Annotated in this window: 15 protein-coding genes, 1 tRNA gene and 1 pseudogene; 8 read left to right on the forward strand and 9 right to left on the reverse strand. The window is 62.1% G+C overall.

Features of this window, described 5'->3' with window-relative positions; genetic code table 11:
- Positions 1-123: 123 nt before the first annotated feature.
- On the forward strand, positions 124-456 hold the full coding sequence (locus tag FB009_RS10415; RefSeq protein WP_012067658.1) for a DUF6665 family protein: 333 nt from the start codon (positions 124-126) through the stop codon (positions 454-456).
- A gap of 59 nt (positions 457-515) precedes the next feature.
- Here the strand turns inward: FB009_RS10415 and FB009_RS10420 are convergent, their stop codons facing one another.
- Positions 516-1,049, reverse strand: a complete 534-nt coding sequence (locus FB009_RS10420; protein ID WP_012067659.1) for a BA14K family protein — start codon at positions 1,047-1,049, stop codon at positions 516-518.
- A 313-nt stretch (positions 1,050-1,362) separates the two neighbouring features.
- On the opposite strand from FB009_RS10420, the gene FB009_RS10425 reads away from it, so the two are divergent.
- Positions 1,363-1,449, forward strand: a tRNA-Leu gene (locus tag FB009_RS10425).
- Positions 1,450-1,580: 131 nt separating this feature from the next.
- Here FB009_RS10425 and cya1 read toward each other — a convergent pair.
- Entirely contained in the window at positions 1,581-3,536 is a 1,956-nt protein-coding gene (gene cya1, locus FB009_RS10430) for an adenylate cyclase Cya1 (protein WP_012067660.1), read from the reverse strand.
- Positions 3,537-3,717: 181 nt separating this feature from the next.
- Positions 3,718-4,047, reverse strand: coding sequence for a hypothetical protein (locus FB009_RS10435; protein ID WP_012067661.1), 330 nt, complete (start codon positions 4,045-4,047; stop codon positions 3,718-3,720).
- A gap of 209 nt (positions 4,048-4,256) precedes the next feature.
- Between FB009_RS10435 and FB009_RS10440 the strand changes: the two genes are divergently transcribed.
- Positions 4,257-4,883 (forward strand): ribonuclease D, encoded by a 627-nt coding sequence (locus FB009_RS10440; RefSeq protein WP_012067662.1) that lies wholly within the window; start codon positions 4,257-4,259, stop codon positions 4,881-4,883.
- A gap of 39 nt (positions 4,884-4,922) precedes the next feature.
- Here FB009_RS10440 and FB009_RS10445 read toward each other — a convergent pair whose 3' ends face one another.
- Positions 4,923-5,204, reverse strand: coding sequence for a SelT/SelW/SelH family protein (locus FB009_RS10445; RefSeq protein WP_012067663.1), 282 nt, complete (start codon positions 5,202-5,204; stop codon positions 4,923-4,925).
- Positions 5,205-5,409: 205 nt separating this feature from the next.
- On the opposite strand from FB009_RS10445, the gene FB009_RS10450 reads away from it, so the two are divergent.
- On the forward strand, positions 5,410-5,862 hold the full coding sequence (locus tag FB009_RS10450; RefSeq protein WP_012067664.1) for a DoxX family protein: 453 nt from the start codon (positions 5,410-5,412) through the stop codon (positions 5,860-5,862).
- Positions 5,863-5,950: 88 nt separating this feature from the next.
- Here the strand turns inward: FB009_RS10450 and rnk are convergent, their stop codons facing one another.
- Positions 5,951-6,358: a nucleoside diphosphate kinase regulator gene (gene rnk / locus FB009_RS10455; RefSeq protein ID WP_012067665.1), complete on the reverse strand. Its 408-nt coding sequence runs from the start codon at positions 6,356-6,358 to the stop codon at positions 5,951-5,953.
- Between the two features lie 374 nt (positions 6,359-6,732).
- Here rnk and FB009_RS10460 point away from each other — a divergent pair, with 374 nt between their 5' ends.
- Positions 6,733-7,224: a GFA family protein gene (locus FB009_RS10460; protein ID WP_018209098.1), complete on the forward strand. Its 492-nt coding sequence runs from the start codon at positions 6,733-6,735 to the stop codon at positions 7,222-7,224.
- A 35-nt stretch (positions 7,225-7,259) separates the two neighbouring features.
- Here FB009_RS10460 and FB009_RS10465 read toward each other — a convergent pair.
- The 3 genes and pseudogenes from FB009_RS10465 to FB009_RS10475 form a co-directional block, all read right to left on the reverse strand.
- A pseudogene (locus FB009_RS10465) lies at positions 7,260-7,489 on the reverse strand (type II toxin-antitoxin system CcdA family antitoxin); the annotation flags it as partial.
- Between the two features lie 51 nt (positions 7,490-7,540).
- Complete coding sequence (lepA, locus tag FB009_RS10470; RefSeq protein WP_012067667.1) at positions 7,541-9,376, reverse strand: translation elongation factor 4; 1,836 nt, start codon at positions 9,374-9,376, stop codon at positions 7,541-7,543.
- A gap of 49 nt (positions 9,377-9,425) precedes the next feature.
- The gene (locus FB009_RS10475) at positions 9,426-10,691 is read right to left on the reverse strand and encodes an MFS transporter (protein ID WP_145161587.1); all 1,266 of its coding nucleotides are present in this window, start codon (positions 10,689-10,691) and stop codon (positions 9,426-9,428) included.
- A gap of 191 nt (positions 10,692-10,882) precedes the next feature.
- Here FB009_RS10475 and FB009_RS10480 point away from each other — a divergent pair, with 191 nt between their 5' ends.
- On the forward strand, positions 10,883-11,461 hold the full coding sequence (locus FB009_RS10480) for a helix-turn-helix domain-containing protein (protein ID WP_024324674.1): 579 nt from the start codon (positions 10,883-10,885) through the stop codon (positions 11,459-11,461).
- A gap of 1 nt (position 11,462) precedes the next feature.
- Positions 11,463-11,984, forward strand: a complete 522-nt coding sequence (locus FB009_RS10485) for a GNAT family N-acetyltransferase (protein ID WP_012067670.1) — start codon at positions 11,463-11,465, stop codon at positions 11,982-11,984.
- A 76-nt stretch (positions 11,985-12,060) separates the two neighbouring features.
- Here FB009_RS10485 and FB009_RS10490 read toward each other — a convergent pair whose 3' ends face one another.
- Positions 12,061-12,699 carry an exopolysaccharide biosynthesis protein gene (locus FB009_RS10490; protein WP_012067671.1) on the reverse strand — a complete coding sequence of 213 codons (639 nt, stop codon included), beginning with the start codon at positions 12,697-12,699 and terminating at the stop codon, positions 12,061-12,063.
- 263 nt (positions 12,700-12,962) lie between these two features.
- On the opposite strand from FB009_RS10490, the gene FB009_RS10500 reads away from it, so the two are divergent.
- On the forward strand, positions 12,963-13,628 hold the full coding sequence (locus FB009_RS10500; RefSeq protein ID WP_012067673.1) for an OmpA family protein: 666 nt from the start codon (positions 12,963-12,965) through the stop codon (positions 13,626-13,628).
- Positions 13,629-13,858: the final 230 nt, after the last annotated feature.

Here is a 13,858-nt window from a genome sequence, read left to right on the forward strand (position 1 = left end):
GGCACGTTTAGAGAGTGTTAACCATAAGCGATGACCTGGCCATCCCCGCGCCAGTCTTGCGCCTCCCCTTGCGGGAAGCTCTTTCCCGGCCCATCTTTACCCGTGAGCTTGATGGAGCTGACGATGACATTTCGCCCGCCGCAATCGCTGCGCCGCTTCGACCTCACAAGTAATGGCGTGAACGTCCTTGAATACGAACTCATGGCCGAGCGCGCCGACGCGCTGGGACACCACGGTCTGAAGGTCGAGAAGGCGATCGCCGCCCTGAATGGATTTGATCACGACCGGCACGGCCAGTCCGAGCGCGAGCGGCTGCTTGACGAGGCCGCCGACGCGGTTTGGGCATTCTTCATCCAGCGCGAGATCTGCGGCCTGCGGGACGCCAGGGATGCAGTGCACCGCTACGGCATTCCGAAGGAGGTCATGGCACGTCTCGGGGTCGTCAGGAAGCGTTGACCTTTTGAGGTCCGCGCGTCACTGGAACGCGCGGAACTCATGCGCCGAGGGATGCACCCTTACCGATAGGGCGAGTAGCAGACCCGGTAGACGCCGCCATAGGTCAGATACCGGTTGGTCGCCGGATTATATGACCGGTAGCGCGACAGGCACCAGCTGACATGGGTACTGCCACCGCTCTGGACGTAACCTCCGCCATAGTAGCGTGGTGCATAGGATCGATAGCCGTAATATCCGGGGTTCGCGTAGGGATAGTTGTAGTAGCCGGGGCCGTAATGGCGCTGGCCGTAGTAATAGCGGTTCCCATAATACGGGCGGTAGCGGTAGCTGGGACCGAAATAGAAGCTGATCCCGGATCGCCGGTAATAGGGGCTCCAGCCCGGATAGAAGCCGGATCCTCCGTAGTAACCGCGGCGGGAATAGCCGCCGCGCCACCCGTAACGGCCGCGATGCGTAGCATTCTCCACGCCGGCGGGCGCCTTGATCGCGATGTCGAGCGCCGGGCGCGGCATGGCCTGAACGGATGTTACAGGGGGAACCGCGGAGGCGGCGGCGAGCGCACAGGTCACAACGAAACTGCGAAATTTCGTCATCTTCTCCTCACTTTCCGAAAGCCGTTGCTTTCCGGTTTTGTCCCTGCTCCTTAGACGTTTGGTGTCGCATGTTTATTCGTGGCGGCGGAAGCCGAGCCGTCGCGGGGCTGTCCGGTTTCCCCCGCAATCCGCCGTTCTTAAAGATGCGCCTCTCCGGCGCCCATGTCACTGAAATTCTTATCCTATCGCGCTGATTTGAATGTTGAGCACAATGCTGCGCTCCATGTATCCGCGCGCTTTTTCGCGTTCCGGCACGAAAACTTCAAAATGCCTGTTGACACTTCCGCCACGGCCTTTTACATGCCGGTCCGTCGCCCAGATGGCGGAATTGGTAGACGCGCCAGCTTCAGGTGCTGGTACTCGAAAGGGTGTGGAGGTTCGAGTCCTCTTCTGGGCACCAATTTCCAGTCCGTGGCCGCTTTTGCGGTTCGGATAACAAGAAAAGCCCGGATTTCCGGGCTTTTCTTGTTTTCAGGCGCCGAAGCGATCTCAGCGGCCCTGCAATTCGTGCAGCATCTTCTGAGATCTCGGTCAGGCGGCCGTTCCTGTCTCGGCAGTATCCACCGCGCGGGCCACGCCCACGACTTCGTAAATGTCGAGCGCCGTCGAGCGGCCCTTGGCCCTGGCGGTGCCGAGCGGGCGGAATTTCACCATGTCCTTGCATTGCGCCACCACCGCACCGCTTGCCAGAACTGTCGTGCCATAATCCTTGTTCATGCCCTCGAGCCGCGAGGCGACGTTCACGGTATCGCCCATGGCGGTGTATTGCAGCCGTTCCTTGGCACCGACGCTGCCGACGACGGCCGTGCCGGTGTGGATACCGAAGCGGGTGCGGAATTCCGGCAATCCCCTGGCGCGTTGCGCAGCGTTGAAGGCCCGAAGCCTCTCCTCGACGGCGAGTGCGCAACGACAGGCATTCTCGGCATGTCTGACATCGGCGACCGGCGCGTTCCACATGGCGAAGACCGAGTCTCCATGGAACTGGATGATGGTTCCGTCATGCGCGTCGACGATCTCGCTGAAAAGGTCAAAATATTCCGAGAGCATCGCCACCACTTCTTCCGGCGAGCGTCCTTCGCTGATGGTGGTGAAGTCGTAGATGTCGGTGAACAGCGCCGTCACTTCCTGCCGCCAGGCGGCGCGGCCGCCGAAGTGGCCGGATTCGATGCCCTTGCGCACCAGTTCCTTCGGCACATAGAGCGCAAAGGTGAAGATCGCGTCACGGGCCTTGTTCATCGCGCCGTTGAGCATCGAGATTTCGGCCACATGCGAGGAAACCTCGATGGGCGTGGAAAAATCCAGGTCTTGAAGGCGGTTGGCGCTGTCGGTGAGCTGGTTGAGCGATTTCGTGATCAGATGCGCAAGCACGAGCGCCAGGAGAACGGCCACCACCACCACGGCTCCGGAGACGGCAAGTCCCTGAACAAGGGTTTCGTTGGCCGCCGCCAGCAGTTCGTCGAGCGGGGCGGCGACGACGACCCTGTGTCCGGATAGGAGCAATGCCGATTCGAGCGGTGCCACGGTCACGAGATAGGTGCGATCTCCGACCTCGACGAGGGTTGCCTTTCCGGCCGGTGGCGGGTTGCGCCGAATCCTCTCGATCAGCCCGTCTTCCTGCGGCGTGACCACCGGTTGGTCCCGCCCTTTCGATGCCATGATGCGCCGCATCATTACGGTGTCGGAGTGGATGATCGGCCGTCCGACCGCGTCGAGAACGAACGAAACCGAGTCGTCGGTCAGCCGCTCGCGGGACAGAAAATCGGTGATCGTGTCGAGCACGACATCGGCGCCGATAACGATCTTGGGATTGCCGCTGTGAGCCTGCGATATCGTCATCCCCAGATTGCGTGTCGTGGCCATCTCATAGGGGCCTATCGCCACCGGCGCCTGGCCGTTGACGGCGGCGCGGTACCAGGGCCGCGTTCTGGGATCGAATCCGTTCGAAGCAGCGCGGCGTTCGGCGAACTGCAAACCGCTCGCGTCCAGGAACAGGATCCGGTCGAAGGGCTTGCCCTGGTCGTCCCGTTCCATCGAACGCACAGCGATGGCCGCGCCCCGCGGCGCGTCCAGCGCCATGCGCCAGGCGGCCGAGTCCAGATCAACCACATGAAAAAATGCGCCGCTCGGATAACCGACATAGACGCCGTCGATATGCGGCGAGCGGGCGATGCCTTCGCGCAGGACCGCTACTTTGTCATGCATCCGCTCCGGCGGCGGGACCAGAAAGGAATTGGCGACCGATGCGACGAGGTTGACAAGTGCGGAGGTATCGCCGGAAAGCATCCCCAGGCGATCGACCAGACGGCCGACGAAGGCGCTCATATTGTCTTCGGCGCCTGCGATGGCGGCAACGCGCGCGCGGCGATAGTCAAGCCCCACCAGCGTCGCGGACACGACGATGAGCATCGCAACCATCACGAGACCGAGCAGCGATCGCAGTGAGCTGGTCCAGGTCCCAGAAGGCTTGTCCCCGTCGGCAATGTGCATGCTTTCGATGTCCTTGCATCCCGATTCCGGAGTTTTGCAATATTGCTCCGGATTTGCATAGATCACGACGATTTTAGTCGGATGGACCTAAAATCATGAACGGGTCGATTTCCAAAGAGTTGAGGCGTGGGATGCGGGCTCCCGCTCTGCCCGCTTGCTGCGCATCGGCGCAACGGCCATCTCAATAGTCGAGGCCGCGCTTCTGCCGTTCGAGAGATGGCGGCAGCTCGCCGCTTTGAAAGACCGGGCCCTTTCCCTCGCGGCAGCGGTAGACCGTATCGTAACGCGGGCGGCCGTGAGACGACTCGAAGGGACCGTAGCGATCGATGAAAACCTGTTCGCAAACGAGGTTGTCATCGTCACGCAGCGGGTTCACCGGCCGGACGCCCGGCAGATCATGGAAGGACTGCGCAAGTTGGAATGTCGCCTCTCCGGCGAAACCCGCATGGGGCGAAAGGCTCAACATCAGGGCGATGACAGGGCGCGCCAGGGCGAAACGGAACCGGGTCATATACGAACTTTCTCGGGGTACCGGCGAACGGAACGTCCGCCGAAAGACAAGGTATCGCGGCCGGCCAACATGCGCTATAGGCCAGCTAAGCTCCACACCAGCGACCGGGCATCTGAACAGGCTGGCCGAGGCCGCTGCAGTATTTGAATCTCAGCAGATTCCCTGAGCCGTTCTCAGGGATTCGTGCAGTAACGATCTGGGGATTTTCCATGGCGAATACAATACGGTTCCACGAAGGCGATATTTCCGAGGCCGATGCCGCCCGCTACAGGGGCGCGATCGCGATCGATACGGAAACGCTCGGACTGGTGCCCCGCCGCGATCGCCTCTGCGTCGTGCAGCTTTCGTCGGGCGACGGCACTGCCGATGTGATCCGGATCGCTGCAGGCCAGAAGCAGGCGCCGAACCTCGTCGCGATGCTTTCCGATCCAGCGCGGCAGAAAATCTTCCATTTCGGCCGCTTCGACATCGCTGTGCTGTTCCATACTTTCGGCGTGACCGCTTCACCGGTCTTCTGCACCAAGATCGCCTCCCGCCTCGCCCGTACATATACGGATCGGCACGGCCTCAAGGATAATCTCAAGGAACTGCTCGACGTCGATATCTCCAAGCAGCAGCAGTCTTCCGACTGGGCCGCCGATATTCTGTCGCCGGCTCAGCTCGAATATGCCGCCTCCGACGTGCTCCACCTGCACGCGCTGCGCGACAAGCTGACAGCGCGTCTTTTGCGCGATGGCCGGATGGAACTCGCCGAGGCCTGCTTTTCGTTTCTCCCGACGCGTGCCAAGCTGGACCTGCTCGGCTGGGAGGAGACGGACATTTTCGCGCATAGCTGACGCGTGTCGCCGAGGCCGTGCACAGCAACTGAAGGGAGTCTAACTGCGGTCCGTATGGCCGAGGTCTCGCTCAGGCTCGATCACGTCGCGGACGCGTTGCTTCAGCTCCTTGGGCCCGGGGAAGCCTCCGTCGCGCTTGCGTTCCCATATCAACGCCCCATCGACGCGAATCTCGAAATTGCCGCCGGTTCCGGGGATGAGCGCCACTTCGCCAAGCGTGTCGGCAAAGGTCGACAGCAGTTCTTGCGCCATCCAACCGGCGCGCAGCAGCCAGTTGCACTGGGTGCAGTAGAGAATGGTGATGCGTGGCTTCTCGCTCATTGACAGGTCCTGTTCGCTCTGTTCCGGCGACGCAGGAAACATATAACGGCGCCGGCGCGCAATCCCCACCGAGCAATGGCTTCACGCGCATCTCACATAAAAGTCATCTTGGCCGCAGGTGTTTTTAACGCTTCGCCCCTTGTTTTCCAAAAGGCCTGAGGCAAGAGACATCCCCTGATTTGCAAATATCTGCGAAAGGAATTTCATGACCGATACCGCTGCCAACAACCGCCCGCGCGCGATCCTGCCGGCGCTCGAAAGGATCTACCTGCCGCTCGACACCCTCGCCGAGACGCTGCTGCGCATCGTCGCGGGCCTGCTGCTCGTCACCCACGGCTACGGCAAGATCCTCGACCCCTTCGGTGCAGCGGGGATGGTGGAAGGGCTCGGCTTCTATCCGGGTGTGTTCTGGTCACCCCTGCTTTCCGCAACCGAGTTCTTCGGCGGTATCTTCATCGCCATCGGCTTCCTGACGCGACCCGCCGCCTTCGCCGCGACGATCGTGCTGCTGGTCACAGTGTACTTCCACGGCATCGTCCAGGGTCAAGGCCTGGGCGGAGCGGAGAAATCCATTCTCTGGGCGGCGATCACCTTCTTTTTCGCCATCCGCGGTGCCAACAGCCAGTCTGTCGACGCCAAGATCGGCCGGCAGTTCTGAGACGGCCTCTGGATCGTTTCACCGTTCGTAGAACAGTGAAACGATCCAGGCCGTTGACGTTGCAGTTTCCGGCCGAGGGGGGACGCCTTTAGCCCGTTGCCGGCACCACGCTCCGGATCGTCATGCGGTGTATCTTTCCCGCCCGGTCCGACCAGTCGATCGACTGTCCGACGGAAAGGCCGATAAGCGCGGCCCCGATCGGCGTCAGCACGGAGATTTTTCCGGCTTCGATGTCTGCCTCCCCCGGATAGACGAGCCTCACTTCCTTCGCAAAACCGTTATCGGCGTGGAAGGCGACGGTCGAGCCCATTTGTACGCTGTCCTTGGGCAGCTTGCCGGGCGCGGCGATGCGCGCGCGGTCGAGTTCCAGAAGCAGTGCCTCCGCTACTTCCGGAATACGATCGAGCGCCGAAGAGGCGATCGCCGTCAGGCGTGCATGGTCATCGGCATTGATGACGATCGAGGGAAGCTTCTTGCGGGTTATCTTGTCCGCCATGGTGATACCTGTGCCTGGGCGCACCGCACTGCCTGCGCCGTAAATGAATTGTCGAGGATGATTTGCGCTCGCTGCCCGGATGACGGAGGGTTTGGGCCATCCGGCTCGCCGATGCGTAGGCCCCTTACCCGGAGAGCGCACGCATCCGGGCCGGGGTCAGATTCCTGCGATGGGGCAGACCCGGAATGAACAGCGGAAATGGATAGCAAGCACTGGCATGGTCCGAAGGTCGGAAACTTCACCGCGGAAGTCAACCCCGCCGCAGCCTCTTGAAACGCCGCATCGTCCGTGGTCAATCTTTTCCTTGGGGAGCGGCGACCCGCAGAGGCGCTTGCCGCCGCTGAACGGCCATCCGGCTATGGGGAGGTGGAGCGATGACCGAAGCGATCGAGGGGGGCTGCTTCTGCGGCCTCGTGCGATACCGGTTGAAGGCGCGGCCGATGTTCGTGCACTGCTGCCACTGCAGCGATTGCCAGCGGCAACTGGGCAGCGCCTTCGTGATAAACGGCATCGTCGAGGCGGAAAATGTCGAAATTCTCCAGGGCGCGCCCGTGACGATCACGCTTTCGACGGACAGCGGCCGCCCGCATGACGTCTATCGTTGCGCCCGGTGCCAATCGCCGCTCTGGAGCGATTATGGCCGGCGCAAATGGCTCTCCTTCCTCCGCCTCGCAACGCTCGACCGGCCGTCGGCTTTTACCCCGGACGTGCATATCTACACCCGCTCGAAGCTGGATTGGGTGCCGCTACCGGAGGGCGCCAGGGATTTCGAGGCGTATTACGACGTCAAGGCGGAGTGGCCGAAGGAGAGCCTGGAGCGCTTGAACGAGGCGCGCGCACGAGCGTGGGGAGCGGCGGGGTCGTGATCGAGGCGCAGGATGCGGGCGAAAGCCGCGCCGCAGAACTGCCGGTGTTTCGCCGGCGGCAATCCGCGTCCTTCGGCGAAGGCGTGTGTATCAGCGATCGCCTTTGCATTCTCGATCCGCCAAGCCTCTCCCTTTCGGCTCTGATAGCGCGCGCAATTCCATCTTCGGCAGCGCGTGAAACGTTGATATCGAGGTCGCGCACCCGCAAAAGCGGATCACTGTCGAGGGAGAGATTGGCGGGCCGTCTTGCGGCCGATGGTGGCATGTTCGCTCCGGCAGGATGCGCATGGAATATGCGCATCCTGCCGCCGGAAAATCACTCGTCGCTCATCTTCAAGGCCGCGATGAAAGCTTCCTGCGGGATTTCCACCTTGCCAAACTGGCGCATCCGCTTCTTGCCGGCCTTCTGCTTTTCCAAAAGCTTGCGCTTGCGGGTGGCGTCGCCGCCGTAGCACTTCGCGGTCACGTCCTTGCGCAGCGCCGAGATGGTTTCGCGGGCGATCACATTGCCGCCGATGGCAGCCTGGATCGGAATCTTGAACATGTGCTTGGGGATCAGTTCCTTCAGCTTCTCGCACATTTCGCGACCGCGCTTTTCCGCCGCCATCCGGTGTACCATCATCGACAGCGCGTCCACCGGCTCGCCGTTGACGAGGATCGACATCTTCACGAGATTGCCTTCCTTGTGCTCGGTGATCTGGTAGTCGAAGGAGGCATAACCCTTGGAAATCGACTTTAGCCGGTCATAGAAATCGAACACGACTTCGTTCAAGGGCAAGTCATAGGTCAGCATTGCGCGGGTGCCGACATAGGTCAGTTCGATCTGGATGCCGCGGCGATCCTGACAGAGCTTCAATATTCCACCAAGATATTCGTCCGGCGTCAGGATCGTCGCGCGGATCCACGGCTCGTGAATCTCAGCGATTTTGACCACATCCGGCATATCGGCGGGGTTGTGAAGCTCGCGCTCCGAGCCATCGGTCATAAACAGCTTGTAGACGACCGAAGGCGCCGTCGCGATCAGATCGAGGTCGAATTCGCGCTCCAGGCGCTCCTGAATGATTTCCAGATGCAGCAGACCGAGGAAGCCGCAGCGGAAGCCGAAGCCGAGTGCGGCGGAGGACTCCATCTCAAAGGAGAAGGATGCGTCGTTCAGACGCAGCTTGCCCATGGCCGAACGCAAGTCCTCGAAGTCGGCGGCGTCGACCGGGAAGAGGCCGCAGAACACCACCGGCTGGGCCGGCTTGAAGCCCGGCAACGCCTTAGCCGTCGGCCGCTTGTCTTCAGTGATCGTGTCGCCGACGCGGGTGTCGGCCACTTCCTTGATCGATGCGGTGATGAATCCGATTTCGCCGGGGCCGAGCGAATCCATGGCAACCATTTTCGGCGTGAGGACGCCGACGCGTTCAACCTGGTATTTCGCATCCGTCCCCATCATGCGGATGGTCATCCCCTTTTTCAGGGTTCCGTCGATGATGCGTACCAGGACCATGACGCCGAGATAGGTGTCGTACCAGCTGTCCACGAGAAGCGCCTTCAGGGGCGCGGTGTCGCCGCCTTCGCTCTTCGGGGCGGGAAGCTTATGGACGATCGCCTCCAGCACATCCGGAATGCCGAGACCGGTCTTGGCCGAGATCAATACGGCCTCGGAAGCGTCGATGCCGATCACTTCCTCGATCTGCTCCTTGATCCGGTCCGGCTCTGCCGCTGGAAGGTCGATCTTGTTGAGTACGGTGACGAGTTCGTGATTGTTGTCGATCGCCTGGTAAACATTGGCGAGCGTCTGTGCTTCGACGCCCTGGCTGGCATCGACGACGAGCAGCGAACCTTCGCAGGCCGACAGCGAGCGCGAGACCTCATAGGCAAAGTCGACATGCCCGGGCGTGTCGATGAGGTTCAGCACATAGGTCTCGCCGTTGTTCGCCTTGTAATGCAGGCGAACGGTCTGGGCCTTGATGGTAATGCCGCGCTCGCGCTCGATATCCATGCTGTCCAGCACCTGTTCGGACATTTCGCGCTCGGCAAGGCCGCCGGTCGATTGGATAAGCCGATCGGCCAGCGTCGACTTGCCGTGGTCGATATGGGCCACGATCGAGAAGTTGCGGATGTGCGACAGAGGCGTCTTTGAGGATGATGTGCTCATGGGCCGCATATAGCAGCGCGATCAGGCGGCGCAAAGCGGGAAATGAAGGCTTCATTCACTATAAATCCGGGCGCCGGGGCGGGCATTCCGCGTGTGCCTCGGTCTCGCCAAGAGCTGCGGCGTTCGGCACCTGCGCGCTTTTGAACTCAAAGGATTCGCACAGTTCGGGCGGGACGCGTTCGCGCGACAGGAGGCGAACGAGCACGAACAGCGCATAGAGGAGCGCCACCGTCATCGTCGCATAGATGAAAGTGCGCTCACCGAAGGCCGGCGTCAGCAGTGTCACGAGCATCGGCACCAGCGTCGCCGACGCCGACCAGGCGATCAGCATGGTGCTGGCGAGCGGCACGAAATCCGCCGGCTCGGTGCGATCGTTGGCATGCGCATTGGCAATCGAATAGACCGTCTCGACTGCCCCGGCGAAGATCGCGAAAACCAGCATGAGCAGGATGAGGTTGTCGAAGGAGACGGCGAGCGCAGCAAAGCCCGCCGCGATGACGAGCGCACAGGTGACGACCATGACGATCCGCCGGTCGGTGCGGTCGGAGAGGGCGCCCAGCGGATACTGAATGAAGAGCAGGCCGAACTGCATCACGAACATCAAGGCCGCCACGTCTTTCTGGCTGACCGAGTTGGCGGCCGCATAGATGGGCGTGAAGCCCTGTACCAGCATGGAGAGGCCGCCGGACGCAAGCACGCCGACGAAGGCGACCGGGGAAATGCGCCAGACCATCGGAATATCAATGCTGACCCTGGCGGGGGCGGGCGGGGTCGGCAGCCGCGTCAGGCCAATCGGCAGAATGGCGAGCGCGGTGAAGAAGATCGTGATGACGGGCGCGAGATTGCCCTCGGACGGGATCTGACCGAAGAGCCAGGCGCCGGCGCCGAGGCCGATGACGTAGGCCATGTAGAAGAGCGCCATCGCCCGGCCGCGCCGGTGGTTCTCGCTGACATGGTTCAGCCAGCTTTGTGTGATGATGAAATTCATGCTGGCGGCAATGCCGTAGAGCCCGCGTGCAACCACCCAGAGCAGCGGATGAACGCCGAGGCTGATCGTCAGCGCCGCCAGTATGACGAGCGCCATGGAGCAGGAAAACGCCCGGGCATGGCCGACGCGGCGAATGAGCGAGCCACCCATGAGACAGCCGATCAGGCTGCCGAAGGCAATCGCCGTCACCGCAGCGCCCGCAACCCAGTCCGGCGCCGTCGAACGCGTCAAAACGAAGGGTACATAGGCGAGCATCATGCCGTTTCCGACCGCGACAGGCGTCATCGAGGCGACGATGCTCGCGATCGACAGCAGCGACGAACCCGATCTATCCACCTGTGCCCTCCGGACGCTCCGCATAAGGCTGATCTAAATTATTGAGGCTTAATGTCTTTGGGGGAACCGGCGTAGAAACCAAACCCTAGATCAGGAAACCGCCCGGCGCTGTCGTCAAAGCGGCATGCGCAAGGCTTATTTACAGCCCTGGCCTCCTTGACTCCATTATAGTAGAAATGCAATCTCTTATAATGGAAAACCTGGGCAGCCAGCTAGACGAGGTGGTCGGCATGCGCGTGCGCGCGCTTCGCGCGGCGCAGGATCTCACGCTCGATGATCTCGCAAACCGCGCGGGCGTCAGCCGTGCCATGATTTCGCGGATCGAGCGGGGCGAGGCGAGCCCGACGGCGCAGTTGCTGGCAAGGCTCTGCAGCGCGCTGGGTACGACACTTTCGGCGCTCTTCGCTTCCGGGGTGAGCGAGGCTTCGCCCTTGGCCCGGCGGCAGGATCAGCGGCTCTGGCGCGATCCCGAAAGCGGTTATCTGCGCCGGTCGGTTTCGCCCGAAGGCGTAGGCTCGCCGATCGATATCGTCGAGGTCGAGTTTCCGCCCGGTGCCCGCGTCGTGTTCGAGCGCCAGCCGATGGATCGTGGGATCACCCAGCACCTCTGGCTTTTCTCCGGTCGCCTCGAATTGACGATGGAGAGCGGGCAGCAGCTTCTGGAACCGGGCGATTGCCTTTTCATGGGGCTCGAAGAGGCCCACATTTTCCACAACCCCTACGAGGAAGCGGCGCATTACGCCATTGTCCTTTGCCGCAACAAGGTCTGACATGCCCGACGTCGATATCCGTGTGCTCACCGAAGAAGAAGCTCTGGCTTCCCTGCCGTCACTGGCCGACATCCTTTCCGATTGCGTCGAAGGTGGCGCCTCGGTAGGCTTCATGCAGCCGTTTCCGCCCAATGCCGCCGTTTCCTTCTGGAAGGGCGTTGCCGCTGCCGTCGCGCGTGGAGAGACGGTGCTCCTCGGGGCCGAGGTCGACGGCCGGATGATCGGCACCGTACAGCTCGGCATCGGCACCATGCCGAACCAGCCGCATCGCGCCGATATCAAGAAGCTGCTCGTTCACCGAAGCGCCCGCGGTCTCGGCCTGTCGCGCCGCCTGATGGAGGCGGCGGAAACGGAAGCCATCAAGCGCGGCAGGAGAGTGCTGTTACTCGACACGGCGACCGGAGAGCCGGCGGAAGCGATCTACGAGCGCTTCGGCTGGACGCGCGCAGGCGTCGTTCCGGACTATGCACTGATGCCCGACGGCCGCTATTGCGCGACGACGTTCTTCTACAAGCATCTTTAGCGGAGGGCAGGCCCGCGCGGCGGCGACTTCGCCATGCCAGGACAGGTGTGAGTCGGCTGCCTCTGGTGTTTTCCGCTCACGAAACGAAGAAGTGCGACAGTCCCTGGCCGGCGGCGAAAGCGGCATAGCCGAGGACTGCGAAATAGATGGTCGTCGCAACCAGGAACAAATAGCCGCCGGCCACCATCAGCCCGTCGCGCTGAATGATGCCGACCGACAGGAGTAGGATGGCGATGCCGGGAAGCGTGTTCGACAGTGGAATCAATCCGAGCGGAAACATGAGAAGTACGCCCCCGGCCATGATCATCAGGCCGTTGAAGCGGTTCATGAGGGTGCCCTCGGTCAGGAAGTTGAGCCGCGGACGCACGTAGCGGTCCAGCTTCGAGACCAGGGCAGCGCCCTTCCGCAGCGTGGGCACGAGCTTTTCCGTCTCGATCTCGCGGTCCAGAATGCGTTTGGGCAGCCACGGCAGGCGATTGAGCGTGATTGCGAGCGAAATCAGAATGATGGCCGCTCCGAAGACCGTGCTGACGCCGGGAATGGAAACGGGAATCAGGAAGGGCAGAGTCAGCAGCGCACAGAGGAGAAGAAAGCCCTGCTCGCCAATTTCGATCATCAGTTGGCGCAGCGTGATCGTATTGCCCCTGATCGCCGCGATCATGCCGGTGAGCGTCTCGCTGAGACTACGCTGCGTATCGCCGAACTCGACGGCCATGATTTACCCCTCTCAGCTTTGCGGGTCGCTCGGTTCGTTGGACGGCCATCCGCATTTTCTATCCCGAACTCGATGACACAGACCATAGCGCGGGCGCGTGAAACTTCGGTTAGCGGGCCCTCTGGTCATCAATGTGGCGAAGTCCGGCCGAAAATGCTGCACCGCGATGCATCCTGCGGGAGCAAAGAGGAAGGCCCCTTCATCTTCCTGCCGCAATCGATAGTATGAACCGATCTTGAGCACCAATGGGGACAATTGATTCGATGATCAAGAAATGCGCCATCCTGGCTGTCGCGGCCATCTATCTTTCCGGATGCACCACCACCGATCCCTATACGGGAGAACAGAAGATGTCGAACACCGCCGGGGGCGCTCTGATCGGCGCCGGTCTCGGCGCCGCGACCGGCCTTCTCGTGGGCGGCAGTGCCGCGGGACGGCGCGACGCGGCACTCGTGGGTGCGGGCATCGGCGCTCTCGGCGGCGGCCTGGTCGGAAACTACATGGACCAGCAGGAATCCGAACTGCGCGCTCAACTTCAGGGCACCGGCGTTTCGGTCACCCGCGCCGGCGACCGCATCATCCTGAACATGCCGTCAAACATCACCTTCGCGACCGACCGCGACCAGGTGATCCCGGCATTCTACTCAACGCTCGATTCGGTTGCGATCGTGCTGCGCAAATTCAGCAAGACGCTCATCGACGTCGACGGTCACACGGACTCGACGGGCAGCGCGTCCTACAATCAGGGGCTGTCGGAGCGGCGTGCGGCCTCCGTCGCCAACTACCTCGCCAGCCGCGGCGTCGACCAGCGGCGCATGTCGGCAGTCGGCTACGGCATGGAACGGCCGGTCGCCTCCAACGCCAGCGAGATCGGCCGCGTCCAGAACCGCCGCGTCGAAATCTCGATCGCCCCGATCAAGCAGGGCTGAACCCCTTCCGATCGTTCACAAGAGGCCGCGCGGATTTTCCGGGCGGCCTCTTTCCGAGCGGCAACCACCATGCCGGGTTTGCTACACCGGGAAGGCTCGACACGGAGCCTCGCGTCGAAGTGCGGATGCAGCAGACTCGTTTGCGCCGGTTGCGGGAATGGAAGATCGAACTCATTGAGAAGACGAACCAGACTGGCGGGATTGTATTTCGAGCTTTGGTGAGGCTTGCG

Origin of the sequence: Sinorhizobium medicae (genome assembly GCF_007827695.1) — a bacterium.
Taxonomy (GTDB): domain Bacteria; phylum Pseudomonadota; class Alphaproteobacteria; order Rhizobiales; family Rhizobiaceae; genus Sinorhizobium; species Sinorhizobium medicae.